General features: G+C 71.4%; 20 protein-coding genes. 13 read left to right on the forward strand and 7 right to left on the reverse strand.

Annotated features, from left to right (window positions below; genetic code table 11):
• Positions 1-76 precede the first annotated feature (76 nt).
• Positions 77-2,488: a hypothetical protein gene (locus tag ACFWI9_RS12055; RefSeq protein ID WP_387161067.1), complete on the forward strand. Its 2,412-nt coding sequence runs from the start codon at positions 77-79 to the stop codon at positions 2,486-2,488.
• Here ACFWI9_RS12055 and ACFWI9_RS12060 read toward each other — a convergent pair.
• The 4 genes from ACFWI9_RS12060 to ACFWI9_RS12075 all read right to left on the reverse strand — a co-directional run bounded on the left by ACFWI9_RS12060 (position 2,479) and on the right by ACFWI9_RS12075 (position 7,239).
• On the reverse strand, positions 2,479-3,132 hold the full coding sequence (locus tag ACFWI9_RS12060; RefSeq protein WP_387161069.1) for a phosphotransferase: 654 nt from the start codon (positions 3,130-3,132) through the stop codon (positions 2,479-2,481). The genes ACFWI9_RS12055 and ACFWI9_RS12060 overlap by 10 nt on opposite strands.
• Before the next feature lie 68 nt (positions 3,133-3,200).
• Positions 3,201-5,627 (reverse strand): right-handed parallel beta-helix repeat-containing protein, encoded by a 2,427-nt coding sequence (locus ACFWI9_RS12065; RefSeq protein WP_387161071.1) that lies wholly within the window; start codon positions 5,625-5,627, stop codon positions 3,201-3,203.
• A gap of 242 nt (positions 5,628-5,869) precedes the next feature.
• On the reverse strand, positions 5,870-6,694 hold the full coding sequence (locus ACFWI9_RS12070) for an MOSC domain-containing protein (protein WP_387161073.1): 825 nt from the start codon (positions 6,692-6,694) through the stop codon (positions 5,870-5,872).
• Between the two features lie 83 nt (positions 6,695-6,777).
• Positions 6,778-7,239 (reverse strand): DUF6643 family protein, encoded by a 462-nt coding sequence (locus ACFWI9_RS12075; protein ID WP_387161075.1) that lies wholly within the window; start codon positions 7,237-7,239, stop codon positions 6,778-6,780.
• A 256-nt stretch (positions 7,240-7,495) separates the two neighbouring features.
• Between ACFWI9_RS12075 and ACFWI9_RS12080 the strand changes: the two genes are divergently transcribed.
• On the forward strand, positions 7,496-8,746 hold the full coding sequence (locus ACFWI9_RS12080) for a TerD family protein (RefSeq protein WP_387161108.1): 1,251 nt from the start codon (positions 7,496-7,498) through the stop codon (positions 8,744-8,746).
• A gap of 6 nt (positions 8,747-8,752) precedes the next feature.
• On the opposite strand, the gene ACFWI9_RS12085 is transcribed toward ACFWI9_RS12080, so the two are convergent.
• Positions 8,753-9,967 carry a glycosyltransferase gene (locus tag ACFWI9_RS12085; protein ID WP_387161077.1) on the reverse strand — a complete coding sequence of 405 codons (1,215 nt, stop codon included), beginning with the start codon at positions 9,965-9,967 and terminating at the stop codon, positions 8,753-8,755.
• Positions 9,968-10,025: 58 nt separating this feature from the next.
• On the opposite strand from ACFWI9_RS12085, the gene ACFWI9_RS12090 reads away from it, so the two are divergent.
• From ACFWI9_RS12090 to ACFWI9_RS12100, 3 genes are all read left to right on the forward strand, one after another.
• Entirely contained in the window at positions 10,026-10,838 is an 813-nt protein-coding gene (locus ACFWI9_RS12090) for a glutamate racemase (RefSeq protein WP_387161079.1), read from the forward strand.
• Between the two features lie 88 nt (positions 10,839-10,926).
• Entirely contained in the window at positions 10,927-11,487 is a 561-nt protein-coding gene (locus ACFWI9_RS12095) for a hypothetical protein (RefSeq protein WP_387161081.1), read from the forward strand.
• 1 nt (position 11,488) lies between these two features.
• Positions 11,489-12,436 carry a threonine/serine dehydratase gene (locus ACFWI9_RS12100; protein ID WP_387161082.1) on the forward strand — a complete coding sequence of 316 codons (948 nt, stop codon included), beginning with the start codon at positions 11,489-11,491 and terminating at the stop codon, positions 12,434-12,436.
• A gap of 215 nt (positions 12,437-12,651) precedes the next feature.
• Here the strand turns inward: ACFWI9_RS12100 and ACFWI9_RS12105 are convergent, their stop codons facing one another.
• A complete protein-coding gene (locus ACFWI9_RS12105) occupies positions 12,652-13,338 on the reverse strand; it encodes a hemerythrin domain-containing protein (RefSeq protein ID WP_387161084.1) in 687 nt (228 codons plus the stop codon).
• Between the two features lie 324 nt (positions 13,339-13,662).
• Here ACFWI9_RS12105 and lnt point away from each other — a divergent pair, with 324 nt between their 5' ends.
• The 5 genes from lnt to ACFWI9_RS12130 all read left to right on the forward strand — a co-directional run bounded on the left by lnt (position 13,663) and on the right by ACFWI9_RS12130 (position 23,619).
• Positions 13,663-15,345: an apolipoprotein N-acyltransferase gene (gene lnt, locus ACFWI9_RS12110; protein WP_387161085.1), complete on the forward strand. Its 1,683-nt coding sequence runs from the start codon at positions 13,663-13,665 to the stop codon at positions 15,343-15,345.
• Entirely contained in the window at positions 15,273-15,779 is a 507-nt protein-coding gene (locus tag ACFWI9_RS12115; RefSeq protein WP_387161087.1) for an NUDIX domain-containing protein, read from the forward strand. Before lnt ends, ACFWI9_RS12115 begins: the two co-directional genes overlap by 73 nt.
• Before the next feature lie 506 nt (positions 15,780-16,285).
• Positions 16,286-22,489, forward strand: coding sequence for a DNRLRE domain-containing protein (locus ACFWI9_RS12120; RefSeq protein WP_387161088.1), 6,204 nt, complete (start codon positions 16,286-16,288; stop codon positions 22,487-22,489).
• Positions 22,486-22,968 carry a hypothetical protein gene (locus ACFWI9_RS12125; protein WP_387161089.1) on the forward strand — a complete coding sequence of 161 codons (483 nt, stop codon included), beginning with the start codon at positions 22,486-22,488 and terminating at the stop codon, positions 22,966-22,968. The genes ACFWI9_RS12120 and ACFWI9_RS12125 overlap by 4 nt, the downstream gene beginning before the upstream one ends.
• Before the next feature lie 219 nt (positions 22,969-23,187).
• Positions 23,188-23,619: a hypothetical protein gene (locus ACFWI9_RS12130; protein ID WP_387161091.1), complete on the forward strand. Its 432-nt coding sequence runs from the start codon at positions 23,188-23,190 to the stop codon at positions 23,617-23,619.
• Between the two features lie 37 nt (positions 23,620-23,656).
• Here the strand turns inward: ACFWI9_RS12130 and ACFWI9_RS12135 are convergent, their stop codons facing one another.
• On the reverse strand, positions 23,657-24,049 hold the full coding sequence (locus ACFWI9_RS12135) for a DUF5997 family protein (RefSeq protein ID WP_387161093.1): 393 nt from the start codon (positions 24,047-24,049) through the stop codon (positions 23,657-23,659).
• Positions 24,050-24,107: 58 nt separating this feature from the next.
• Here ACFWI9_RS12135 and ACFWI9_RS12140 point away from each other — a divergent pair, with 58 nt between their 5' ends.
• The 3 genes from ACFWI9_RS12140 to ACFWI9_RS12150 all read left to right on the forward strand — a co-directional run.
• Positions 24,108-24,944: a LysR family substrate-binding domain-containing protein gene (locus ACFWI9_RS12140; protein ID WP_387161095.1), complete on the forward strand. Its 837-nt coding sequence runs from the start codon at positions 24,108-24,110 to the stop codon at positions 24,942-24,944.
• A gap of 184 nt (positions 24,945-25,128) precedes the next feature.
• Positions 25,129-25,491: a hypothetical protein gene (locus ACFWI9_RS12145; RefSeq protein WP_387161097.1), complete on the forward strand. Its 363-nt coding sequence runs from the start codon at positions 25,129-25,131 to the stop codon at positions 25,489-25,491.
• A 244-nt stretch (positions 25,492-25,735) separates the two neighbouring features.
• Positions 25,736-26,574: helix-turn-helix domain-containing protein (locus tag ACFWI9_RS12150; protein WP_387161099.1), on the forward strand; the 839-nt coding region annotated here is incomplete at its 3' end.

Genomic DNA, 26,574 nt, shown 5'->3' on the forward strand with positions numbered 1-26,574 from the left:
GAGGCCGGCGCGGTCGAGCCGCGACGCGTGACTCTGGTCAGGTTGTCGATGCTCCCAGCGGAGAGGAGCCACGGACTTGTCTGCTGCCAACCCGGCGTACGAACCGGCCCAGGAACCGGTGGCGCCGGCCGAAACCCCAGGCGGCGGCGCCGCCTTGGAGCTCCTGGTGCACGGCGTCGGCGGCGCCACCCCGCAGGACATGCTCGGTGACCCCCGCACCGTCAGGATCACCGGTGACGCGACCGCAGCCGTGTACCGGCGACCCGAGGACGCCGACGCCGAGCAGCACCCCGACCGTTACGCACACGGCCCGGTGCCCGAGGCGTACTGCTGGGCCAACCTCACCTCAGGCAACGGCGCCCGCGCCCTGTGGCTGCTTCTCCTGCCCTTCATGGTGGTCAACCTCGCGCACTGGATGCGCCCGACCACCAAGGGCCCGTCGGCAGCGGTCAGATGCTACGGAATGCTGGTACGGCTCGTGGCGCTCAGCCTCACCGCCCTGCTCACCGCGGCAAGTTGCGAGGTCGCCCTCGATCTGACCGCCTGGCAGTGCGCGGGGTCGGCAGCCTGCTCGGAAGGGCGGGCCTGGCTGGGATTCCTCTCCGCCGCCGGGGACGGCTGGTGGTCCCAGCCAGGCCGCCGCCTCTCGCTCGCGGCGCTCGTGCCCGCCGCGCTGGTGGGTCTGCTCTGGTACCTGTCCAACCGCACCTGGAGTGCGTACGAGTCGCAGCGGCCCCCCGCAGCCGAAGCCGCACAGGGCACACGAGTCGCCAGAGTCACCGCGGCCACCGCCGCGGGAGGCGGGCAGCCGGACCCCCGTCCCGCGCTCGGGCGGCCCGGCTTCTGGTACGGCCGGCGCATAGTCGCCCGGCTGCGCGCGGCGCACACCGCCGCCGGGTTCCTGATCGTCGCCGCGTCGGTCGCCGGGGCGGCCGCACGCCACGACCGGGGAGCGGATGTCCTCGCCCTCGACCTCGCGGGCCGGACACTGGAAGCGGTGCTCGTCCTCGCCGGAGGCTTCGTCGTCGCCGTCGTGTTCCGCCGCGGGCACAGCGACTCGCTCATCGACCACCGTGTCGACCGCGCGGTCGTCAACTGGCTGCCCTGCCTCTCCCTCTCCCTGCTGGCCCTCGCCATGCTCTACGCCTCCTGGTCCCGCCCCGGCTGGGTCTCCCACGGCACACTCCCCGGCGAGGAGGCTTTCCGGATACTCACCCTCGCCCAGGGCGCACTGATCGTCGCCCTGGCCATCAGCGCGCACATCCTGCACCGGCGCGCCCGCCATCCCCGGACCGCCCTGCGCGGACTGGGCGGACCGGCGGTGGCCCTGCTGGCCTGTGCCCTCGGCGGGGTCATGACCGGCGGTGTCGCCCAACGGGTCGCCGACTGGCTGGACGGCCCCGGCACCCCGGGAATGGGGCGTGGACCCATCACCGGCCCGCCCGTACTGCTCAGCTGGCAGGCATCGGTCATCCCCGTGCTACTGCTCCTGCTACTCGTCCCGCTGGCTGTACTCGCCGTGAGGACCTGGCGCACCGCCCGCTCCCTCACCGCGGCGGTCGAGCAGGACTACCCGCAGGAGCGGCCCGACGGGGTCCGCACCCGGCGGATAGCCGCCATCCGGGCGACCGCTGCGCTCACCGACGCCATCCCGGTCGTCATCGGTGTCCTGTGCACCGCAACCCTCCTGTTCGGCGGTGGCGCGGTGGCCGGGTCATGGGCGACCGGTGAGGTCCCAGGCGAAGCCTTCGACCGGGCCCATCCGGTCGTGGAAGCCGTCGCCGACGCCGCGCAGACACTGGGCTCGCTGCTGATCGGGCTCGGCTTCATCCTGATCGTCACCTGGGGCAGACGCGCCTACCGGGACGAAGCGGCGCGGCGCACCATCGGCATCCTGTGGGACGTCGGCACCTTCTGGCCCCGTGCCGCCCACCCCTTCGCTCCGCCCTGCTACGCCGAGCGCGCCGTGCCCGATCTGACCTGGCGCATGGCCTCCTGGACCGGCAGCACCGGCGGCCGCCTCGTCATCTCCGGCCACTCGCAGGGCAGCGTGCTGGCCGCCGCCGCGGTCTGGCAACTCCCCGCTGCCACCCGCCGCCGGGTCGCTCTGCTCACCTACGGTTCCCCGCTGGAACGCCTCTACGGACGCTGGTTTCCCGCGTACTTCGGCCCTGCGCCGCTGCGCGCGCTCCACCGGGAACTGCACTGCTGGCGCAATCTATGGCGCCACACGGACCCGATCGGCGGACCGCTGCGACTCCCGGCCGAAGAGGGCAAGCCGGCCGTGGACCGCCCCGCGCTCAGAGACCCGGTCGTCTACGGGCGCACCGACAGCCACCCCCTGCCGGAACCGATCCTCGGCCACTCCGACTACCAAGCCGACCCAGCCTTCGCCGAGGAGCGCAGAGGGCTGCTCCACCGGCTGCCACCCGCGCTTCCGGCCCAGCGAGCCCCGTCACGCTCCCAACCGGCCGGGAATCAGGAGTGAGCGGCGACTCGGCGGCGCAACCACGCGGCTTCCGTGGGCAGCAGATGGGGGTCGTCCAGCTTGGCAGCGGCGGCATCCCGTATGCGCGCCGCGGGGTCGGTCGCCGAGCCGCCGCGTATCGCGCTCAGCAGCAGACCCCGCCCCAGGCGTGCCGCGAGCCCCGGGACGTCCGCGCTCCCCACGGTCACCAGGGTCATCGCCACATCGGCAGCGGGGTCTCCGGCGGCGGCGTTGTGCCAGTCGATCACCACCGGGCCGCGCGGCGTGAGCACCACATTGCCGGGGTGGAAGTCCAGATGCAGCACCCGGTCGTCAGCCGCCCGGCCGAAGCGCCGGGGCAGCCACGAGGGCGCCGGCAGCGCGTGCAGCCGGTCGTGCAGTCCCCCCAGCATCCGTCCGATGGCGCGCCACCGCAGCGGCCGCCGTTCGAGCACATCCATCATCGTTGGCCCGGCCAGGCGCTCCATGACGAGGTCGCCTCCGGTGCATTCATGGACCCTGGGCACCGGATAGCCGTTCGCCTCCAGATGTCTCATCAAGCGGGATTCAGGCTCGGCTGAACTCCCGTCCCGGTACCGCCGCAACACCCTGGACTTGTCCAGGGCGTAGACGTCGGCCTCCCGGCCGCTCGCGATCAATTTCATGTGGATCAGCTTCCTCTGACGGCACATCGGCTGCCAATCAGGGAAGTCCCTCATCTCCATGATCTGGCTCAGGGCAGTTCGGGCAGGTCATCGGGCACCAGCAGCGTCAGATCGTCGGTGCTCACCTCGGCGAGTCCGGCGACCCGGCCCGCATGCCGCTCCACCATCGACTCGAAGGTCTGACGCGCCGTACGGCCGTTGCCGAACGCTGCGCCCTTCGGCAGCGCCGTGAAGTACTTCAGCAGGGCCTCGTCCGTGCCGTCCGCCAGCCGGTACTCGTGTTCCTCGGCCTGCTGCTGCACGATCCGCAGCAGCTCGTCCGGCACGTAGTCACTGAAAGTGATGGTCCGTGAGAAGCGTGACGCCACACCCGGGTTGACGGACAGGAAGCGCTCCATCTCCGCCGTGTACCCGGCGACGATGACGACCACGGCGTCCCGGTGGTCCTCCATCAGCTTCACCAGGGTGTCGATGGCCTCCCGTCCGAAGTCCCGCCCGGAGTCCTCCGGTGACAGCGCGTACGCCTCGTCGATGAACAGCACTCCGCCCCGCGCCCGGTCGAACGCCTCCTGGGTACGGATCGCCGTCGAACCGATGTGCTCGCCGACCAGGTCCACCCGGGACACCTCGACCAGGTGCCCTCGCTCCAGGACGCCCAGCGACGCCAGGATCTCCCCGTAGAGTCGCGCCACCGTCGTCTTCCCGGTACCCGGGGAGCCGGTGAAGACCAGGTGGCGCCTGACCGACGCGGCCTTGAGGCCTGCCTCCTGACGGCGCCGGCCCACCTCGATCATGTTGGTGAGGGTACGTACCTCCCGCTTGACGCTGTCCAGGCCGACCAGGCCGTCCAGTGCGCTCAGCACATCGTCCGGGGTGCGGATCGGGGCCGACCGCACCTCGCCGGGCGCGGCGGGCTGCGGGACGGCCGCGGGCGGCCCGGGGAACTCACCCAGCAGCAGGCCGGGGGAGCGCTGCGACTGGGCGGCGGCGGTCACCACCGCGGGGGCGGGCGCCGCCGCGCGCACCCCGCTGCTGTCACTGGTGCAGTCCTCGGCGCTCACGCCCTCGCCGGGGAATTCGTACCCCCCGCGCGCGCAGCGCTCGGTGCGGCAGCGCGTCAGCGTCGTACGGCAGCCGTCGGTCACATGGAAGCCGTAGCCCGAACTGTCCGTCACCCGGCAGCCGTGGAAGGTCCCGCGGCCCTCCGCCGACACATAGAAACCGGCCTCCGCCGGGGAGGTCACCGTGCAGCGCTCGATCGAAGGGTCGGCGCCCTTGGTGACGATCACCCCCGTCTGCGCCTTGTCGATGGTGCAGTTGCTCAGCGTGCCCCCGCTGCCGTGGTCGCGGAACCACGCGCCTGTGGACGCCTCCCTGATCCGGCAGTCGTCGAGCTGTGCCGTGGCCCCGTCGCTGACCGACACCGCCGTGTTCCGCACCTGCGCGAGATCGCTGTCGACCACATCGGCCCGGGAACCGCGGTCGAGCACGAAGAGCGCGTCCGGCACATCGTGCACCCGGCAGGAGTCGAGCACCGCGGTGGCCCCGTCACTGACCCACACGGCCGGATAGTCGCCCGTACTGTCGTGGATCTCGCACTGGTTGGCGTCCACCCGGGTCCCCGGATCCCATACCGACAGACCGTTGCGTCCGAACCGCCGCACGGTCGACCGGGTGAGGGTGAGCACCGAACGCGAGCGCAGATCCACCGCGTTCTCGGGAATGTCGTGGATGTCGCAGTCGGAGAGGGTGAGTACCGCGTCCGTGTCGAGGGTGACCCCGTCGGCGGTGGTGCGGTGCACGGTGGACTCGGTGAGATGGGCCGTGGCCCGCGAGGCGATCTGCACTCCGGCGCCCTTGATCTCGTACACCTCGCAGCCGAGCGCCTCCAGCGCTGTCGACTCCCCGGTGACGCTCAGTCCCGCACCCGACGCATGGTGGACCTTGCAGCGTTCCAGGCGGGGATGAGCGCCGCCGTGCACGGTGACTCCGGACTGCCCCGCGGCGACGACCTCGCACTCCTCGAACACACCACCCGCACCGTCCAGTACGGCGATGCCCACGCCCGCGGGGTTGTCGACCGTGCAGCGGCGCACGGTCGGACGGGCGGCTCCGCGTACCTCGATGCCCGCCGCCGAGCGGGTGACGATCCGCAGATCCGCCAACTCCGGTGTGCCGTCCTCCACCAGCAGAGCGGGGGCAGCGGTGTCCTGGCCCTCGACGTGCAGGTCCCGCAGGGTTGCGGAGGCCCGTATGGTCAGGGGCACCCCTTCGGAGGGCGCGATCCGCACCGAGCCGGCCGCCGCCCCGTCGGGCCCGCGCAGCGTCACCGCACACCGCACCACGAGGTTCTCCCGGTATGTCCCCGGGGAGACGGTGAGGATGTCGCCGTCACCGGCGGCCTCCAGGGCGGCGGCGAGGGAGGCGTACTCACCCGTGCGGCGCCGCCACCGCGATGTGCCGGTGTGCGTCACCTGGACCGTGCCCTGTGCCATGGTGCTGCCTTGCCCCCACCTCGTCGTCCAGCCGCCGTGCTCGTGCGGCTCCCGGCTCCGGTCCACCGTAGCGTGACGTGGGCGCGGCGGTTGACCGGTCAGCCGCCTGTGCCCGTACGGCCCCGGTCCGGACCGAAATTCGCCCATGCCTGGTCGAGATCCGTGTACATGCGCCGCATCAGGGGCCGTACGAACGGCCGTCTGCCACTCGGCGACCACTCCCGTATGGGTGCGCTCCACGCTCAGTCGACGATCCGCACCGGATCCCCCACTCGAACAGCCCCGGGGGTCTCCGGGACCAGGTTCTGCCCGAAGACCAGCCGGTCCCCGATACGCCGGTGCCGGGCGAGGGTCCGCAAAGGTTCCCTGCCGCGCACGGCCGTGGCCTGGTCGGTGGTCGTCACGACACACCGGCCGCAGGCCTTGACCACCCGGAAGCGGACCTCGCCGACCTGGATCCGCCGCCACTGGTCCTCGGCCCAGGGCTCTCCGCCGTCCACGACCAGATTGGGCCGGAAGCGGTTCATCGGCAGCGGGCCCTCGCCCGGGTCGTCTCCCTGTGCGATGAGCGAGTTCAGCGCGTCGAGTGAGGCGTGCGTGGTCACCAGCAGCGGGAACCCGTCCGCGAACGAGACCGTCTCGCCAGGCTGTGCGTAGTCCGCGTCCACGGGCCTGCGCCGGGCGGGATCGTCCAGATACACCAGCCGAAGCGGTGCGCCGACATACGCACCGAACCAGTCGTCGGAGGCGGCGTCCACCGGCACCGCCTCCACTTTCTCCCCAAAAAGCTCCACGACGACCGTACCCCCCGGCTCGGGCACCGCCACGGTCAGCGGCTCCTGCCCGGGCGCGGTCAGCCGGATTCCACCGTCGCCCGCGGGCATGGCGGACGCCATCGCGAGCCGGGCTTGCTGACGCTGGGTCACCGCCCGGCCCGTGGTGTCCACGAGCATCCACCGCCGGTCACCGGCCAGGCCCCATGGCTCCACGACCGCCGTGTCCGGAGCGAACCCCCCGCAGGACTTGACGGGATGGACATGGAGGGAGCGAAGCACGAGACCGGTCATACGGCCATCCTGCCAGCGGGGTGCCGCGCCGCGCCGACGCTCCCGTGGGAAACGCCTATCGGACGGGACCCACGGGAAAGGACCTAGTAGCCACCGCCTTGGTAGGGGCGGTTGTATGGGTCGTCGTAGGGCGCCGGGGTCGGCATCGGACGCGGCGCCGCCGGGCGCATCGCCTCATAGCCGGCCGCCACCGGGCGGGGCGTCTGCTGGGGCTGGACACCCGGGTAGCCGCGCGGGATTCCAGCCTGCTGGGGGATGTACGGCGCCTGGGCCTGCTGTAGCGGCACGGGCTGCGACATCTGCTGCGGGTAGCCGTACGACGGTGCGGGCTGGGACGGAGCCGCCGGGAGCGCGGGCAGCGCCGCGGGCAGCGCCGGCATGTAGCCGCCGCCGACGGAGCCGAGCGAGTCGTATGCGGCGGGCACTCGGATCGGGGCGATCTGAGGTGTGCCCCGCTCAGCGACAAGGGAGTCGTAGATCGGGGTGTCGGCGAACGGCGGCACGGAGTAGTAGCCGCCACCGTAGGTGGAGCGGGGGGAGGTCATGGCACATAAGTTAAGCCCACGATGTGCTTTTGGGGAGCCCGATAAGAGGGTTGTTTGAGGTGTTACCGGTGGCGGGCGATCCCTAATGCGAGCGAATCATGGAAAATCGGTCGCTCCGAGGCATCTGGATCATGTAAAGGGCGAGATGAGGGGGGGTTACTCACGGGTCGCGAACGTGTACGTACCGGGTGCGGCGCTACGTTGGCCCTACCGATTCGACCAGGTGTCAGGACCCGTGACGGGGGCGAGTATGTCCATGCTCAAAGGGGCGAATGCCCCCGTACCCGCGATGATCGTCCAGGTGGAGCTGGGCTGGCGTCCGGGCGGCGGTGTGCCCGACGTCGATGCCTCGGCGCTGCTGCTCGCCGGATCGGGAAAGGTCCGCTCCGACGCGGACTTCGTCTTCTACAACCAGCCCGGACATGCCTCCGGCGCCGTCCGGCACGAAGGCAAGCGCACCCAGGGCACGGTGGTCACCGACCACATCGCGATCGACCTCGGCCGGGTCGAGCCGTCCGTCGAGCGGATCGTCCTTGCGGCGTCGGCGGACGGTGGCAGCTTCGGTCAGGTTCCGGGGCTGTACGTCCGGGTGATCGACCCGGCGGACGGTGCGGAGATCGCCCGCTACGAGAGCGCCGACGCGACGGTCGAGACGGCGTTCATCCTCGGTGAGCTCTATCGGCGCCAGGGCGGGTGGAGGTTCCGCGCGGTGGGCCAGGGGTATCAGAGCGGACTCGCGGGACTCGCCACCGACTTCGGCATCACCGTCGACGAACCCCGGCACTCCGCGTCCGCGGCCTCCACCCCCGCCCCGTCCGCACCCGTGCCCGCCTCCGCGTCCGTGCCGACCGCGTCCACCCCCGCACCCGTACGGCTCAGCAAGATCACCCTGACCAAGGAATCGCCCTCCGTCTCGCTCACCAAGCAGGGCGGGACATCCGGCGCCATGCGCGTCAACCTCAACTGGCAGGTCCGCAAGCAGTTCACGGGCTGGGGATCCAAGCTCGGCAGGGCCATGGCCATGCACGCCGACCTCGATCTCGACCTGTGCGCGCTGTTCGAACTCACCGACGGCCGCAAGGGAGTCGTCCAGGCCCTCGGCAACGCCTTCGGAGCCCTCCACCAGCCCCCGTACATCCAGCTCGACGGCGACGACCGCACCGGGTCCGCGGCCGGCGGTGAGAACCTCACCGTCAATCTCGACCACAAGGACAAGCTCCGCCGCGTCGTCATCTTCGTCGCGATCTACTCCGGCGCCCGCAGCTTCGCCGACCTGCACGCCACCGTCACCCTCCAGCCGCAGCACGGCGCGCCCATCGAGTTCTCGCTGGACGAGTGCACCGTGCCGTCGACGGTCTGCGCCCTCGCGCTCCTCACCAACCAGGATGGCGATCTGGTCGTCCAGCGTGAGGCGCGCTTCCTCGTCCCCGAGCGAGGGGTCAGCCCGCAGCGCACCATCGACCACGCCTACGGCTGGGGCATGAACTGGACACCCGGCAGGAAGTGAGCCCGCTCAGCGGTCCGGTGCGGCCTCGGGGCGTGCGTACGTGCGCCCCTTCCAAGCCGCTCCGTGCCCCCGGTAGTGCCGCACCGCCGAGTCCACCGTCATCAGCAGGTAGAGCAGCGCCGTGACCGGAAGCAGTGGAGCGAGCCACACCGTCTGCCGGTAGTAGCGCAGCATCGGCACATACGTCCCGGCCATCACCACCCATGCCGCGAGCCCCGCCCAGACCGCCACCACCGCGCCCGCTTCGTCGCCCCCCACCCCGTACACCCCGGCGAACACCGCCACCGGCGGCACCAGGTACACCACCGCCAGACCCGCCACCGTCCCGGCCAACAGCAGCGGACTGTGCCGCAGCTGGGCATACGCGCTGCGCGAGACCATCCGCCACAGATCCGCCAACCGCGGATACGGGCGGATGCTGTCCACCCGGTCGGCAAGCCCCAGCCAGACCCGCCCCCCGGCCCGCCGCACCGCGCGCGCCACCGCCACATCGTCGATCACCGACTGCCTGACCGACCCAGGGATCCCCGCCCGCACCGCCGTCGCCGTCCGCAGCAGCACGCACCCGCCCGCCGCGGCCGTCGCCAGTGCCCGCCTGCCGGGCGCCGCGCGGTTGATCCAGCGGAACGGATAGAGCTGCGCGAAGAAGTAGACGAAGGCCGGCACCACCAGCCGCTCCCACAGGGTGGCCACCCGCAGCCGCGCCATCTGCGAGACCAGGTCGATGCCGTGCGTACGGGCCGCGGCGATCAGCACGGTCAGACTGTCCGGCTCATGCGCGATATCGGCGTCCGTGAGCAGCAGATACTCGGGGTCCCTGGCCCGCGCGAGTGCGATGCCGTGCCGCAGCGCCCAGAGCTTGCCCGTCCAGCCGGCCTCCGGTTCCCCCGGCGACGCCACGGTGAGTGGCAGCCCGCCGTAGCGCGCCGCCAACTCGTGCGCCAGGGCGCCCGTGCCGTCCGTACTCCCGTCGTCGACGAGGATCACCTCGGCCTCGCCGGGATAGGCCTGCCGCAGCAGCGACGGCAGGCTTTCGGGCAGTACGGCGGCCTCGTCCCGGGCCGGTACGACGATCACCACGGTCGGCCAGTCGTCATACGCCCCCGGCGCAGCATCGCACCGCGGCAGCCGTTGATCCGTACGCCAGAAGAACCCCTGTCCCAGCAGCAGCCACAGCCACACGCCCAGGGAAATCACGGCGATCCACGCGAGGGTGCCCATTCGTCGCAGTCTGCCCCACACCAGCCGGGCCGCAAGAGGCGTCGGCTAGGGTGACCGGGTGAAGATCGCACTCATGGACTCCGGGATCGGCCTGCTCGCCGCCGCCGCCGCGGTGCGCCGTCTGCGACCCGACGCGGAGCTGGTGCTCTCCTGCGATCCCGACGGGATGCCCTGGGGCCTCCGGACCCTGCAAGACCTGACCGCGCGCGCGCTCGACGTCGCCCACGCCGCCGCGGCACACCGCCCGGACGCGCTGATCGTCGCCTGCAACACCGCGACCGTGCACGCGCTGCCCGCGCTGCGCGCGGCACTGGAGCCCGGCGTGCCGGTGATCGGCACCGTGCCCGCCATCAAGCCGGCGGCCGCCGGGGGCGGCCGGGTCGCCATCTGGGCCACCCCCGCCACCACCGGCAGCGCCTACCAGCGGGGGCTGATCCGCGACTTCGCCGCCGGTGCCGAGGTCACCGAGGTGCCCTGCCCAGGGCTCGCCGACGCGGTCGAACAGGCAGACGAGGACGCCATCGACCGTACCGTCGCCGCTGCCGCCGCACTCACTCCGATGGACGTACGGGCCGTCGTTCTCGGCTGCACCCACTACGAACTGGTCGCCGAGCGCATCCGCGCCGCCGTCAGCGCGGGCCGCCCGGACGGACTTCCGCCGCTCGCCCTGCACGGCTCGGCCGGTGCCGTCGCAGCCCAGGCAGTGCGCCGCGCCGCCGCCGGGCCGACCCCCGCCGCCACCCCGAGCACCAGCCTGACCGTGCTGCTGAGCGGGCGGGCCGGAGCGCTGCCGAGCACCGCGCTGGCCTATGCCGAGGGCCGGCTCCTCGCCGCCGTGGACACGGTGAACCGGGTCACCCCGGCCCGCTGACCGGGCCCCGCCACGACAGCTCGGACCGCCTGCGCGACCCAGGCGGACCCGGGTGCCACCGGAGCGGAACGTGAGTACGCTGCTACGCATGACGGACCACCCCGGCGTTGAGGGGCAGACCGCTCAGGCGCCGCCCCCGATCTGGACCGGCCGCGCGACCAACCGCATCCAGTGGGTGCTGGCCGCGGTCGGCGCCGGATGTGTGGCGCTCGGCATCGAACTCGCTGTCGACGCCCCCTGGACCTCAGGCCTACTCCCTCTGCTGATGTCGGTGATCGGCTGCGTCGCCGCCGGGCTGCTGGTGCTGTTCGGCACTCTCGCCTTCGTCCATGTGGCGGTCACGGTCGACCGCGACTGCATGGAGGTGCGCTGCGGGCACATGGGTCTGCCACGGCGGAAGATCCCCCTGGACTCCGTGGTGGGAGCCGAGTTCGTTCCCCGGGTCTGCCCGCGCCAGTGGGGCGGCTGGGGATACCGCTGGCGTCCCGAGCAGGGCACGGCGGTGATCGTCCGCCGCGGTGAGGGCTTCGCCCTCAGACTCGATGACGGCCGGACGTTCACCGTGACCGTGGACGACGCCGAAACCGCCGTCCGGGTGATCCGTGACAGACTGCGGCTGACCTCGAAGGGCACCGCAGCGGAGATCTGACGTGCACAAACTGGCCTACGACGACATCACATCCGCCGAGGCGCGAGTCACCGGGCACGTCCGCCCGGTCACGGTCGCCCCGGTCGAGCCGCGAGCCGGGCAGACGCACCAGGTCTGGCTGGCGCTGGAGTACATGCAGCACACCGGCTCGTTCAAGGCCCGTGGGGCGCGGAACTTCGTCCAGGCCCACCGCGACGCGGGCACCCTTCCGGACGCGGGCGTGACCATCGCCTCCGGCGGCAACGCCGGGCTTGCCTGCGCCTGGGCCGCCCAGCAGCAGGGCGTGCCGGCCACCGTGTTCCTGCCCACCAGCGCGCCGCAGGTGAAGGTCGCCAGACTGCGCGGCCTCGGTGCCGACGTACGTCTCGTCGGTGCCGAGTACGCCGAGGCCCTCGCCGCCTGCGAGGAGTTCGCGGCGGACACCGGCGCGCTCGCCAGCCACGCCTACGACCATCCGCTGATCGCCGCGGGCGCGGGCACGCTCCTCGAGGAGATCCGGGCACGCGTCCCGGACCTTGACACCGTGGTGGTGGCGGTCGGCGGCGGGGGACTGTTCGCAGGGGTGGCCACCGCCGCCGAGTGGCACGGCATCCGCACGGTGGCGGCCGAGCCGGTCGGGTGCCGGGCACTGAACGCCGGGCTTGAGGCGGGCCGCCCGGTCGATGTCACCGTGGACTCCGTCGCGGCGGACTCCCTCGGCGCCCGCAGGGTCTCCCGGATGGCCCTTACCGTCGCCCAGCGCGAGCACGCCTGCTCCGTGCTCGTCGCGGACGAGGAGATCGTCCGGGCGCGCAGGGCGCTGTGGGACCAGCGCCGGGTCGCGGTCGAGCACGGCGCGGCGACCGCGCTGGCCGCGCTCACGAGCCGTGACGGCTACCGTCCTCGTGATGGGGAGCGGGTGTGCGTGGTCCTCTGCGGCGCGAACACGGATCCCTCGGACCTCGCCTGACACCGACTCCTCGCGGGACGGCTGGTTTCTCGGTTGGTTTCGGGGTGGTACGCACGTGCGGTGGCTGGGTTTCGCCGGACCTCCCCGACCATCCGAAGGCCGCGCGGACCGGACGGGCGACCGGCACCCCGAGTCGCAACCGGGGGGTTCAGCGCGGGATCCGCCTGCCGCCGGCGCTGCCGCGGGGCGCTCGCCGGTGCCGTGCGGCTGGCGGGTCACCTACCGAGTCGCGGCGGTGTGGCCGTGCCGTGCACCCGCGTGGCGTGAGAGGCATAGAGGCGGGGGCCGAGACGCGGCATCACGAGCCGGGGCACAAACGGCGCGTTCGCGAGTACTTCCTTGATCACCTCGGCGTCGCCCTCGTACATGACCATGCCGAAGCCGAGGGCGAGGGTCTTCTTCGGGAGGGACGAGAAGGCGTGCTCGCCGAACACCGCCCATTCCGCAGCCGTAACATACTGCTCGGCCAGGGGAAGGATCTCCGTCTCCTCCATCGCCATGTGCTCGACCAGTCTGTCGACCAGCACATCGGTCGCGGAGGCGAGCTCCTCGCCTCGCTGTGCGGTGGCACGCCAAGCCGGGAAGAGCAAGGCCACCGTCGTCAGTGCCTCGTGGATGCCGTGGTGCTGCTCCTCCATGACCGGCACGATCGTCTCGCTCCGCTCACCGCCGCGCGCGAGCAGAAGCGGCCAGACCACCGCGTCCTCACCCTCGTGATGGGCGTCCAGGATCGCGCAGATCTTGTCCGCGTGGTCGGCGACGATCGCGGCCCGCTCGGTGTCACCGGGCCTGACGTCGCGCACGAGCTGGGGAAGGAGGCGGAACTCCCGGCGGAACATCCGGTGTGCCATGTACATGTCCCGCACATCGGCCATGGGTTCGCTGATCGCTGCCTGTGTCACTGGGAACTCGACTCCTCGTCTGGCTCGCCCGGCACGTCCCGGACCGTCTCACCGGGGCAAGACGGAGAGCGCGGACGAAAGGATCTCCTCTCACCTGTGATTCAGATCACATGCAGGGCGCCGCGGACCCCGCCTCCATGGCGGCGTCGCGTGCCTCCACGACGTCCCCCTGGCGCGCACACCGCCCAGCCGCCCTCGGCTCGCGTCCGGGCAGCGTTGGGAACGGGGCCGGCGGGCATCCGTGGCCGCGGACATGCCACTCCGGAAGGCGTCGCCCGGCCGGCAGGCCTGCCATGAGGCAGCCGAAAACGTAGACTCCGCCAGGTGAGTGCCCCCGTGACCCCCCTCGACACCCGGCCGCAGGCCACCAACCGGTTCGCCCGGCCGGGCGCGGCCGTGCTGTCCGGCCTCCTGCTGTTCCTGAGCTTCCCGCCCCGGCCGCTGTGGTGGCTGGCGCTGCCGGGCTTCGCGCTCCTCGCCTGGTCTCTGCACGGGCGCCGTCCGCGTGCTGCCCTCGGCCTCGGATACCTCGCCGGCCTGGCCTTCCTGCTGCCCCTCCTGGTCTGGACGGGCGAGGAGGTGGGGGCTGTGCCGTGGGTCGCGCTCTCGGCAGTCGAGGCGCTCTTCATCGCGGTGACCGGCATGGGTGTCGCCTTGGTCTCCCGGCTGCCGTGGTGGCCGGTGTGGGGCGCCGCGGTCTGGGTGCTCGGCGAGGGCGTACGTGCCCGGGTGCCGTTCGGCGGCTTCCCCTGGGGAAAGATCGCCTTCGGGCAGGCCGACGGGTGGTTCCTGCCGCTGGCGGCGGTGGGCGGCACCCCGGTCCTGGGATTCGCCGTGGTGCTGTGCGGCTTCGGCCTGTACGAGCTCGTGCGGCAGGTCCGCCGCTACCGGCGGACCGGTGAGCTGCGGCGGGGGCCGGTCGCCGCCGCGGCGCTCAGTGTCCTCGTCCCCGTCTCCGGGGCGTTCGCCGCGCTGCCGCTCGTCGACGGCTCGGCCGAGGACGGTACCGCCACCGTCGCCGCGATCCAGGGCAATGTGCCCCGTCTCGGACTCGACTTCAACGCCCAGCGCCGAGCGGTCCTGGACAACCACGCCCGCCGCACCGAGCAGCTCGCCGACGATGTCGCCGCCGGCAAGGTGGCCAAGCCCGATTTCGTGCTGTGGCCGGAGAACTCCTCCGACCTCGATCCGTACCGCAACGACGACGCTCGCCGGGTGATCGACCAGGCGGTGCGTCGGATCGGCGTGCCCACGGTGGTCGGCGCCGTACTCACCCCGGACACCGGCAAGCTGCGCAACACCCTGATCGCATGGGAGCCCGAGCGCGGCCCCGTCGCCACCTACGACAAGCGGCATGTGCAGCCGTTCGGCGAGTACATCCCGATGCGTCCCTTCGTCCGTCTGTTCAGCGCTGACGTCGACCGCGTCAGCCGGGACTTCGGCCCCGGCGGCGAGGTCGGCGTCTTCGACCTCGCCGGGACCAAGGTGGGCCTCGCCACCTGCTACGAAGCGGCCTTCGACTGGGCGGTGCGCGACACCGTCACCCACCGCGCCCAGCTCATCTCGGTGCCCAGCAACAACGCCACCTTCGGCCGAAGCGAGATGACCTACCAGCAGCTGGCGATGTCGCGGGTACGGGCCGTCGAGCACAGCCGGGCCGTTGTGGTACCGGTGACCAGCGGTGTCAGCGCGGTGATCCACCCGGACGGGAAGATCGTCCAGCGTACGGAGATGTTCACCCCGGACGCCCTGGTCGCGGAGGTCCCGCTGCGCTCCTCGCTCACTCCCGCCACTCGCATGGGCACGCTCCCCGAGGGCCTCGTCGCCGCCCTCGCGGTGGGGGCGCTCGCCTGGGCCGCGTACACCCGCCGCCGGGGCACTCCTCGTCCGCTTCCTGAAAGCGGCATCGAGGCGCAGCCCATAGGGTCGGAACCATGGGCATCCCCGACTTCATCCGCCGGATCCGGGCCAGCGCTGGGACCCAGCTCCTCTTCCTGCCGGGTGTGAGCGCCGTCGTGTTCAACGCCGACGGACGGGTCCTGCTGGCGAGGCGTGCCGACACCGGCGGGTGGTCGATCATCGGGGGCATTTCCGAGCCGGGCGAGCAGCCTGCCGCGACCGCGATCCGGGAGGTGTACGAGGAGACCGCGGTGAGCTGTGTGGCGGAGCGGGTCGTGCTCGTCCACGCCACGTCCAGGCCGTTCGTCTACCCCAACGGGGACGAGTGCCAGTTCATGGACATCTGCCTGCGCTGCCGGGCAGTGGGCGGCGACGCCAGGGTCAACGACGAGGAGTCGCTCGACGTGGGCTGGTTCCCGGTCGACGCCCTCCCGAAGCTGGAGGGATTCGCGGACTTCCGGATCAAGCAGGCACTGACCGATGGCCCCACCTGGTTCGATCCCTCCGTCCCCAGGGCAGGGGACCGCGCGGGCGGCGCCTGACGGCATCTCCGGGCATCCGTGCCGCGTTCGGTCCGGGACCGCGCTCTCGCCGTCCCGCTGAGGCGGGACGCCGTCGACCGCACCTCATGAGCCGCCGCCGGCGCTCACCCGGTACCCGCCACGCGCCCGGTCCCGTCACCGAGCCGCGCACCTGAGGCGCAGGCGACTTCGGTGCCCCGGAACGTCCGGCTGCCGCACCGTCATCGGCGAGTCCGGGTTCCGCGTCCGCTTCGCTGATGTTCGTTCGCCGACGGCGTCGGCACCTACCGCGATCTCGTCCCGGGGCGCGGGCGCGCTGTCGTTCATGCGGTGCGGTACGGCGAGAAAGTGCAGGTCGCTACGCACTTGCGCACACTACCGCCCCACTTCACCCCGAGGATCGACACAACTTGATCACAATCGGAGTCGACTGTGCTCCTGTGTCCGATAGTTCGCAATTGCGGAAGTCGGTGGGCGAGTAAGTTCCGCGAGTTCAGTTCTTGCACTTGTGAGGAGCATCGAGCCAGATGAGAGAACGTACGCCTGCGAACGCAGGCAGACGCTCCCGGTTGTCGCCCGCCCAGATACGCCCGGCCGCGATCGCGGTCTCCGTCGTCATGGCCGTGACCTTGCTGGACGGCGCTGCGTTCGCCGCCCCCGGCGCCCCGACCGCCGGTGTCCCCGAAGCCGGGGGGTCCTCTTCCGTCCGCGCGGTGACCGCCTCCCGTGTCGGGCGGGGGCCCGCTGAGGCGGCCGACGCGGCCTCCGCCCTCCTGATGGCCCATCTGCAGGGCCGCGACATCGAGATCACGGGTGAGCGCACAGGGTCGACCAGCTCCTACGCCTTGCCGAACGGCAGCACGTCCGTGCGCTCGTACACGGGCCCCATCCGCGTCAAGGATGCCGCGGGTCGCTGGCAGCGCATCGACACCAGCTTGATCGACGGCGGCGACACGGTGCGGCCCAGGCGTGCTGCCGCGGACATCTCACTTTCCGACGGCGGTTCAGGCGAGCCTCTCGTCGAGGTGGCACGCGGTAAGCAGTCCCTGGGTATCGGCTGGACAGGCCCACTGCCGAAGCCCGAACTCAAGGGATCGACCGCCACGTACAGGAACGCCGTACCGGGTGGCGGCGACCTCGTCGTCACCGCCCTGAAGGAAGGTTTCTCCCACTCCGTGGTCCTCCATGAAGCCCCGAAGGGGCAGGTGGAGTACCGGATTCCGGTCGAGGCGACCGGGCTGACACTCAAGGAGACCGCCGACAAGCGGCTCCGCTGGGACGATGCCAGAAACAAGACCCGTGCCACCGCGCCTGCCCCGGTGATGTGGGACTCCTCCTACGACCGCGCCTCCGGCGACGCCGAGTACCTGGCCGCCGTAGACGTGGAGGTCGAGAAAGAGAGGGACGGCTCGGGCCAGGTCCTGGTCCTCAAGCCGAATCAGAAGTTCCTGAGCGACCCCGATCTCACCTATCCGGTGACCATCGATCCGACAGACTCGCTCATGGGCCCGGTCACCGACACCTGGGTTCAGTACGACGACTACCTGACCTCGCAGCGAGGCTCCACCGAGCTGAAGGCCGGTACGTACAACGGTGCCGAGAAGGCCCGTTCCTTCCTGCAGTTCAACGTGGACAAGTACAAGGGCAAGGTCGTCACTGACACCGACCTGCGCCTGTACTCGTACTACTCCTCCACCTGCAACACCGCCAACGCGGGCAACGAGGTCCGCCGGATCACCGCCGCCTGGGATCCCTCCGCGGTCACCTGGTCGAACCAGCCTGCCACCACGGCCACCGGCGCAGTGGTCAACAAGTCGGCCAAGGGCTACAACTCCACGTGCCCGGCGGGCCACGTCTCCTGGGACATCGACGCGATCGTCCAGGCATGGGCCGACGGCCAGCCCAACTACGGCGTGCGGATCGCCGCGGTGGACGAAAGCGACGTCCTCACCTGGCGCCGCTATCACTCGGCCAACCAGACCGACGGCTCGCACAACGCCGCGTACGAGCCCTCGCTGACCGTCACCTACAACACCAAGCCAGGCGCGGCCGTCCCGGTCTCCCCGATCTCCGGCGCCGCCGTAAGCGACACCACCCCGACCCTCACCGGTAAGGGCACCGACGCCGACGGCAACACCGTCCAACTCAGCTACGAGATCTGGACCTCCACGGGTACCGCGGCGCTGCAGACCGGTAAGTCCGCGTTCACCGCCTCCGGAGCCAACGCCTCGTGGACACCCGCCACAGCGCTCAGCCCGGGCACCTACAAGTGGCGTGCAGCCGTGTACGACGGAACCAGTTGGAACGGCACCTGGTCGGCCTGGCAGACCTTCACGGTCGACACGGCCAAGCCGGCGAGCACGGCGGTGTCCTCTTCCGACTTCCCGGCAGCCCAGTGGTCCGGGGCGCCGAACGCCAACGGTGACTTCACCGGCTCCTTCACCTTCACTCCGCCCGCGAACGATGTGAAGGACATCCAGTACAAGCTGGACTCGGGCGCCTGGGCCGTCGCCGCCACCACCGGCTCTGCCGTCACCAAGTCCCTTACCTTCAAGGCCGGACCGCACACCATCACGGCGCATACCCGCGATGCCGCGGGCAACGTCTCCGCGGACACCGTGTACGGCTTCAACGCGGGCAAGGGCGCGGCCCTGACCGCCCCCGGCCCCGGCGAGCGACCGGCACGCCGCATCAGCCTGACGGCACAGGGCGACACCTCGTACACCGGTGTGCGCTACCAGTTCCGCCGCGGGGAGACCGACCAGTGGCAGGACGTCCCCACCGGCCACGTGCGGGTCAACTCGACCGGCACGGTGGTCTCCGGCTGGCCGGTCGCCGTAAGCGGCGGCAAGCCCGCCCCGCTGACCTGGGACATCACCACCACTCTCGCCGAGGACGGCCCGGTCGACGTTCGCGCGCTGTTCGGCAACGGCGCGGCGACCGAGGCGTCTCCCGAGGTCTCCGTCACCGTCGACCGCGCCGCCGGCGCCGCCCCTTCCCTGCCCGTCGGCCCCGGCCATGTCAACAGCCTGACGGGTGACTTCACCCTGGAGGCGACCGACGCGAACGGCGCCGGCACATCCGTGACCCGTACCGCCTACTCCCGCGACGACCATCCTGAGGACGAGGGCCAGGCCAAGATCTTCGGCCCTGAGTGGGTCTCCGGTATCTACGCCGAGATCACCGACTCCGCCTACGCCGGACTGCGCAAGACCTCGGGCACCTCGGTCGAGATCATGCTCGCCGAGGACAGCGCGATCGGCTTCACCGCCACCTCCGGCGGCGGCTGGCAGGCTGAGGAGGGCGCCGAGCACCTGACGCTGGCGGGTTCGCTCACAAGCTCCTTCACCCTCACCGACGATGACGGCGCTGTCACGGTCTTCAAGAAGGTCGACCCGGCCGCTGAGACCTGGCAGGTGGACTCCACCCGCCTGCCCACGGACAACAGCACCACCCGTGTCGTCTCGGAGAAGGTTCCGACCGGTGACAAGGTGCTCGCCCGGCCGAAGTACCTTATCGCGCCCAGCACCGCCGCCTCGGCCACCGCGTGCGAGGCGAACCCCGCCACCGCCGGATGCGAGCGCCTGGAATTCGTGTACGCGACGGCCACCACGGCCACTGGCTCTACCGCCGCGGCCGACTTCGGCGACTTCACCGGCCAGGTGAAGGAGATCCGGCTCTGGTCCACGGCTCCCGGCGCCGCCGCTGCCACCGCCCAGGCCATATCCACGTACCGCTACGACAAGGACGGCCTGCTGCGCCAGCAGTGGGACCCGCGCCTGCCGCAGGCCACCGGGGTGCAGTACACGTACGGCTCCGGCAACCGGGTCGAGGGCATGACGCCGGGCACCGAGCTGCCGTGGACCTTCGCCTACGGCAAGGCCGGAAACTCCGCCGCCGCGGGTGCCGGCATGCTGCTCAAGGCTTCCCGGCCGTCCCTCAAGCAGGGCTCGAAGACGGAGGCCGACGGCGGCTCAATCACCAACTCCGTCGTCTACGACGTGCCGCTGACCGGCACGAACGCCCCGCACCAGATGGGCGTGTCCGACGTCGCCGTGTGGGGGCAAACCGACCGTCCGACCGATGCCACCGCCGTCTTCCCGCCGGACGCCGTGCCCGCGGGGCACGACGGCTCGACGCTGACGGCCACCGCGTACAAGCGGGCCGTGGTCACCTACGTCAACGTCTCCGGCCGCGAGGTCAACACCGCCGTCCCAGGCGGCCGTATCTCCACGACCGGCTACAACGCCGACGGTGCGGTCGTCCACGCGCTGTCCGCCGCCAACCGGGAACTGGCCCTCGCCACGACGGGCCCGGCTCTCGACCGGCTGGCCCGCCTCGGCATCAAGGACGTCGGCTCCGCCGAACGTGCCGCACTGCTCGCTGAGACCAGGGAGTACAGCACGGACGGGCTCCGGCTGCTGCACTCGTACGGGCCGCTGCATCTGGTGGAACTCCAGCAGGGCGCCGCGGACCTGCCCGCGGGTACCGAGGCTCCGGCCAGACTGCACACCGCCATCAGCTATGACGAGGGCCGGCCCGCCGATTCCCCCGTCAGTGGCCAGGCCACGACCGTGACCGCCGGTGCCTTCCTGCCCGGCCGCACGGGCGGTGACCTGGACACCCGTACCACGGTCACCACGTACGACTGGGCGAAGGGGCTTCCGCTGACGAGAGCCGAGGACCCGGCAGGTCTCAACCACGTCACCAGCAGTGCCTACGACGCCCAGGGCCGCGTGGTCTCGACGACCCTGCCCAAGGGCAGCGCCGCCGGCACGCGCGTGACCGCGTACTACACGGCGGACGGCACCGGCCGCTGCGGAAACCGCCCCGAGTGGGTCGACAAGGTCTGCTCCGAGGGCCCGGCCGACCCGGCCGACGGCACCACCTCCGTGTACGAGTACGACGCCCACGGCCAGGTCGCCAAGACGACGGCGAACGCGGGGGGATCGACCCGCGTCACCCAGGTGACCCGCGACAGCGCAGGCCGCGTCATACGTACCGCGGTGACCGGCGGCGAGGGCACGGCGGTACCGGAGACGGTCCGTACCTACGACCCGGTCAGCGGGAAGCCGACCAGTATCGCCGCCGGCGGCAAGACGGCCTCGTACGCCTATGACGCCCTGGGCCGGGCGATCTCCTACGACGACGGCGCCGGCAACGTCACCGTCACCGAGTACGACCCGCTCGGCCGCCTCGCGAAGGTCTCCGACTCCGCGCCGTCCACGGTGACGTACGCCTACGACACCGCCAAGGAGCCGCGTGGTCTGCCCACGTCGATGACGGACTCGGTCGCCGGCACCTTCGGCGCCTCGTACGACGCTTCCGGCGACGTCGCGGGTGAGACCCTGCCGGGCGGATACACGCTCGGCACCGTCACCGACGAGACGGGCTTCACCACCTCGCGCACCTACACACGCGACGCGGACGGCACCGCGCTCCTCACCGACGTGGCCGTCCCGACGGTTCACGGCCAGGTGAGCTCCGGCGCCCGCAGCGCGGGGTCCAGTAACGGCCAGAGCTTCCGCTACGACCGCACCGGCCGGCTCACCGATGTCGACGAGGCCGGTGCCTACGGGCAGCAGCATCGTGCGTACGACCTCGACGCCAATTCCAACCGCACACGCCTGGTGTCCACCCGGGACCAGGACGGGACGCCCGTGTCGACCACCACCCAGTACGCGTACGACGACGCCGACCGGCTGACCGGCACCGGCATCACGTACGACGCGTTCGGGCGCACGCTCACCAAGCCGGGAAGCACCTTCGGTTACTACACCAACGACCTGGTCCACCGGCAGACCTCAGGCAACCAGCGGCAGACATGGAGCCTTGACGCCCAGGGGCGCCTCGGTTCCTGGACCACCGAGGCGCTCGACGGGCAGGGGGCGGTCACCGCTGCGGTGCACGCGGTCAACCACTACCGAAACGGGTCGGACATACCGTCCTGGACGGTCGAGGACGTCGCAGCGGACGTACGCAGCCGTAACGTGACCAGCCTGTCGGGCAAGCTGGCCGCGATCACCGGAACCGACGGCGACACGGTGCTCCAGCTGACCGATCTGCACGACGACGCTGGTGTCGCGCTGCCGCTCGACCCCGCGAAGCCGCTGTCGGTGGCCGACACCGACGAGTACGGCAACGTCCGAGAAGGTACCGCCTCGGCCCGTTACAACTGGCTGGCCGCCCATCAACGGGATTCCGCTACCCCGTCCGGCGTCATCCTCATGGGGGTCCGCCAGTACGACCCGTCGACGGGCCGGTTCCTGTCCGTCGACCCCGTCTACGGCGGCAATGACAACCCCTACGAGTACTGCTCGGGCGACGGCAGCAACTGCACCGACCTCGGCGGCGACTGCAGCTCCAGCAAGATGTGCTGCACCTTCTCGGTGGACAGCCCGCACCCCTCGCATACAGCCCGGGGCCGTATCAACGTGCACGCCGACATGAAGTGCAAGAAGAAGGTCGGCAGCTACTCCATCCACATCACGCTGTACCGGTCGCGCTGGTACGGCTGGGAGAAGATGGACACCGGCTACGCGTCCGGCAACAACGCGGCGAAGGCACGAGCGGTGGCCAACTGGGCGCCGCGCGGTACCTGTTACTACTACAAGGGCGTGGGAGAATTCATGATCTCGACTCGCGCGAACGGAAGAGGGACCAGGGGAACGGCGACCGCGACGAACTACGACAGGCACTACCGGAACGATCAGGATGAGATGTGCCTGTGACTAGCCGTCCGCGGTCGGTGTGCCTGCTGGACTGGCACGGTGAGCCGCCCTACGGGCTGACCGCGCTGGGGATTCCCGCGGACCGCCTGACCGAGGCGGAGGTCAGGGCCGCGGCCGCGCTGGCGGGCCGGAGCCTCCCGGGCTCGTGGCAGGACGCGGATCCGGCCCTGCGGCGGCGGCTCGTCGCCGCGTGCCGCTCCGTCCCGACCACGTACCTGTGGCACGTCGCGGACGATCGACCGGACACCGACGAGGTGCGGGCCCGGCGGGACTGCATGCGAGCGTTCGGTGACGAACGACCGGCGGACAGGCTGCTGCCGGAAGACCAGGCAGACCGCCTGCCGGGCCTCACCGCCTTGATCCGGCTGACTGCCCTGGTCTGCCGGATGCCCCCGGATCTCTGGCTGGATGCCGAGGAGGACCTCCTCGACATCTACGACACCTACGTGGTGGGAGGCCTCCCCGACGGACCGCCGTAGATCCGGCGCGCCGCCGCGGCCCGCAGAACGACCGTCCCCGACCGGATCCTCCGGCCGGGGACGGTTCGTTCCGGGCAGTCGTCGGGACCGTCCGCTCGAACGATTCAGAAGTCGCAGTGGACGGTCGCCAGGGCGGCGGACAGGGTTCCCCGGGCGCGCGTCACGGTCACTGGCGGCGACCCAGCTTTGACGGCAGCCCGGTACGGGTATGGCCCGGGCATGAGCATGCCGGGCAGAGATGACGGAATCTGGTTCTTCCCCTGCGGAATGGACCGCGAGACGTACGAGACGCTGCGCCGACTGGACACCCGACGGCCGTCCCGGGACCGGGAACAATGGCTGAGCGATCGGTCCGCTCTGGACCGCGCAGGTGTCACCAGCACCTCAGGCGCCCTGTCCCCGTCGACCAGGCAGCTCGCCGAAGCCGTGGTCGAGGCCGGCCGGGCCGCCGTCGCGGCAGCCCGGCTGGGAGAGGCGTCCCAGGAGGCGAAGTGGGAGGCCCAGGCCTACATAGCCGGACGGGTCTGGCTCGGCGTACACGTACTCGACGGCATCAGCGGCCTTCCTGACGAGGACCGATCCGCCCGCCATGCCTACGCGCGCCGCGTTCACGACGAACTGCGCGCCCTCGCGGAGGCTCCCGCGACCTGACTCGTCCCTCGCGGGTCGAGAGCGATCCCTTGAGATGTCACCGGTCCTGCTCGGCGCGCTCCGCGTCCCTGGCCTTGATACGGGCGTTCTCCTTGCGGACCTCCGCCTGGGTGGCCCGCTCCTTGCGCAGCCACTCGGGCTCGTCCCGCTTGAGAGCGTCGATCTGCTCCGTGGTGAGCGCCTCCGTGACGCCGCCGCGGGCGAGTCCGGAGATCGAGATGCCCAGCTTCGCGGCCACGACGGGACGAGGGTGCGGACCGTTGCGCCGCAGTTCGGTCAGCCACTCGGGCGGATCGGTCTGGAGGGCGTTCAGCTCGGTACGCGAGACCACGCCCTCGCGGAACTCCGCGGGAGTGGCGTCGAGGTACACGCCCAGCTTCTTCGCCGCGGTCGCGGGCTTCATCGTCTGGGCGCTCTGGTGCGATGTCATACCGTCCAGGGTATTCGAGCATGTGCACGACCTCTGACCAGGCCGGTAGCCTGGCGGCGTGACTGGCTCGGAAGCATCTCCCTCGTTCCGGCTCGCTTACGTCCCCGGAGTGACGCCCGCCAAGTGGGTGCGGATCTGGAACGAGCGGCTGCCCGACGTCCCCCTGCACCTCGTCTCGACCCCCGCCGCCGAGGCGGTCGGCGTGCTCCGGGAGGGCGGCGTGGACGCGGGTCTCGTGCGGCTGCCGGTGGACCGGACGGTACTCAGCGCGATCCCTCTCTACACCGAGCAGACCGTGGTGGTCGTCCCCAAGGACCACATCGTGGCGGCGGTCGACGAGGTCGCCGTCGACGACCTGGCCGACGAGATCGTCCTGCACCCGCTCGACGACGTGCTCGGCTGGGAGCGGTTGCCGGGGCAGCCCGCCATGGAGCGGCCCGCGACGACGGCGGACGCCGTCGAGCTGGTGGCGGCCGGGATCGGTGTGCTCGTGGTGCCGCAGTCACTCGCCCGCCTGCACCACCGCCGGGACCTCACCTATCGCCCGCTCACCGGCGCCCCGGAGTCCAGCGTCGTGCTGTCCTGGCCGCAGGACGAAACCACCGATCTCGTGGAGCAGTTCATCGGTATCGTCCGCGGACGGACCGTCAACAGCACCCGGGGGCGCCCCCAGACCGGTGAACAGGCCAAGGCGAAGGGCGCGGGTAGGGCGGCGGGCACACCCGCGGGCAGGTCGTCCGGCAGGTCCGGCGGCTCCGGGAAGTCCGGCAGCTCGGGCAGATCAGGCAACGCCGCGAAGTCCGGGAAGTCCGGGACCTCCGGGAAGGGCTCGCGCGGTGGCACGGGTGGCGCCCACAAGAGCGCGGGGCGGGGCAAGCCGCGCCGTCGGCCGTAGCCCCGGCGGTCGCGGCCACGGTCCTGTGCTCCTCGCCTGTTGACCGTCTCCCTGTTTCCTCCCAGCTCAGGGGTGGTTTCCCAGGTACCGCTCAGCGGGACGACGGGAAACCCGTCGACGCCCCCGGAGTGACCGGGAAAGGCTGAGGACGTCAGCACGCAGCAAGACCCGCAAGGGGGACATCATGCGCAAGACCACCCACGCCTTCGCCGCACTCGCGACCGCCGCCGCGGCCGTGATGGCGTTCACCGGCCCGGCCGACGCCAAGGCCGCCGACTGGGCCGGCTGCCCGGACGGCGCTGTCTGCATCTACCCGCAGAACCAGAATCCGGCCGTCAAGCCGACCCACATCTTCTGGAGTTACGGGGCCCACAACCTCAGCAACCAGTTCGGCAACCACTGGGTCCTCAACAACCAGACCGGTGGCGCGACCGCTGCCCTGTGCACCGGCTACAACGGCGCGGGCTGCGGCGGTCGCATCGCCGCGGACCACGGCGTCTACGCCGACCTCACACCGATCAACTCGATCACGCTGTACCGACCGTAGGGAGTGCCCCGGAATCACCCGCAGCGGTGATTCCGGGTTGATTCCCGCGTGAACACCGCGCCAGGGCCGCCGATCCGACGGCTCGGGCGCGGTTTCCGTCTTTCTTCTGTTGTTCCGCCGCCTCGGATGTTTCGCCACACCGTTCGTCATACCAATGGAAAGGTTTGCTTTTGCCCACGCTCCCCCTACTAACCTGGGCAATTGCCGCCCCTGACCAGGGCGCAGATCGCCATGGGGGGATCCATTGGGGGAGCAACCGTACGGACACGGGACCGACGCCCCGGCCGAGTCGCCGCCGCAAGCCGACCCGCCCAAGCCGCACTTCCCCGCCCAGTTGCGGCGGCTGCGCCAGGAACGCGGCCTCTCGCTGTCCGAACTCTCGCGTCTGACGCACTACAGCAAGGGCTATCTGAGCAAGATCGAGACCGGGGCGAAGCGCGCGACGATCGATGTCGCGCGCCGCTGCGACCAGGTGCTCCGTGCGGACGGCGAGCTGCTGGCGCTGCTGCCGGACCAGGCCTCGCAGGACGGCGGACCGGGAGCGGGCGCCACCGCCCCCGGAACGCGGGCCGGGGACGCCGCCTGCCCCTACCGGGGGCTCCCCGCGTTCACCTCCCGCGAGGCGGAGTGGTTCTTCGGCCGCGAACGAGTGACCGCCGCCTTGGTGGAGCGGGTCTTCGAACGGATCGGGCACGGGCCGCTGATGCTCGTCGCCCCCTCGGGCGCCGGCAAGTCGTCCCTGCTCAATGCCGGCCTCGTCCCTGCTCTTCGGCGTGCGGGCGGGTTCCCCATGCCCGGTGCCGAGACCTGGCCCGTGCTCGGGTTCACCCCGACGGCGCACCCCGTGGAAGAACTGCTGGCCCGTACCGCGAAGGCACTGGGCAGCGATCCCGGCCTCACGGTCAGCGAGGTGACGGAGCGTCCGGAGCGGCTGATGGAGGCCGTGCGGGCGCTGTCGTACGGCACCCGTGCCGGCTCCGAGCAGCACCGGCCCACCCCACCGGTGCCGCGGGTGCTGCTCGTCGACGAGGTGGTCGTGCTGGTCTCCCTCTTGGCCGAGGAGGTCGAGGGGCGCGCCGGAGT

It is taken from the genome of Streptomyces sp. NPDC127084 (genome assembly GCF_042724175.1).
GTDB lineage: Bacteria > Actinomycetota > Actinomycetes > Streptomycetales > Streptomycetaceae > Streptomyces.

Coding starts and splice junctions, on each gene's coding strand:
- ACFWI9_RS12060 (WP_387161069.1), bottom strand. CDS start 3,132: ATGAAATTGATCGCGAGCGGCCGGGAGGCCGACGTCTACGCCCTGGAC.
- ACFWI9_RS12065 (WP_387161071.1), bottom strand. CDS start 5,627: ATGGCACAGGGCACGGTCCAGGTGACGCACACCGGCACATCGCGGTGG.
- ACFWI9_RS12070 (WP_387161073.1), bottom strand. CDS start 6,694: ATGACCGGTCTCGTGCTTCGCTCCCTCCATGTCCATCCCGTCAAGTCC.
- ACFWI9_RS12075 (WP_387161075.1), bottom strand. CDS start 7,239: ATGACCTCCCCCCGCTCCACCTACGGTGGCGGCTACTACTCCGTGCCG.
- ACFWI9_RS12080 (WP_387161108.1), top strand. CDS start 7,496: ATGCTCAAAGGGGCGAATGCCCCCGTACCCGCGATGATCGTCCAGGTG.
- ACFWI9_RS12085 (WP_387161077.1), bottom strand. CDS start 9,967: ATGGGCACCCTCGCGTGGATCGCCGTGATTTCCCTGGGCGTGTGGCTG.
- ACFWI9_RS12095 (WP_387161081.1), top strand. CDS start 10,927: ATGACGGACCACCCCGGCGTTGAGGGGCAGACCGCTCAGGCGCCGCCC.
- ACFWI9_RS12115 (WP_387161087.1), top strand. CDS start 15,273: ATGGGCATCCCCGACTTCATCCGCCGGATCCGGGCCAGCGCTGGGACC.
- ACFWI9_RS12120 (WP_387161088.1), top strand. CDS start 16,286: ATGAGAGAACGTACGCCTGCGAACGCAGGCAGACGCTCCCGGTTGTCG.
- ACFWI9_RS12130 (WP_387161091.1), top strand. CDS start 23,188: ATGAGCATGCCGGGCAGAGATGACGGAATCTGGTTCTTCCCCTGCGGA.
- ACFWI9_RS12135 (WP_387161093.1), bottom strand. CDS start 24,049: ATGACATCGCACCAGAGCGCCCAGACGATGAAGCCCGCGACCGCGGCG.
- ACFWI9_RS12145 (WP_387161097.1), top strand. CDS start 25,129: ATGCGCAAGACCACCCACGCCTTCGCCGCACTCGCGACCGCCGCCGCG.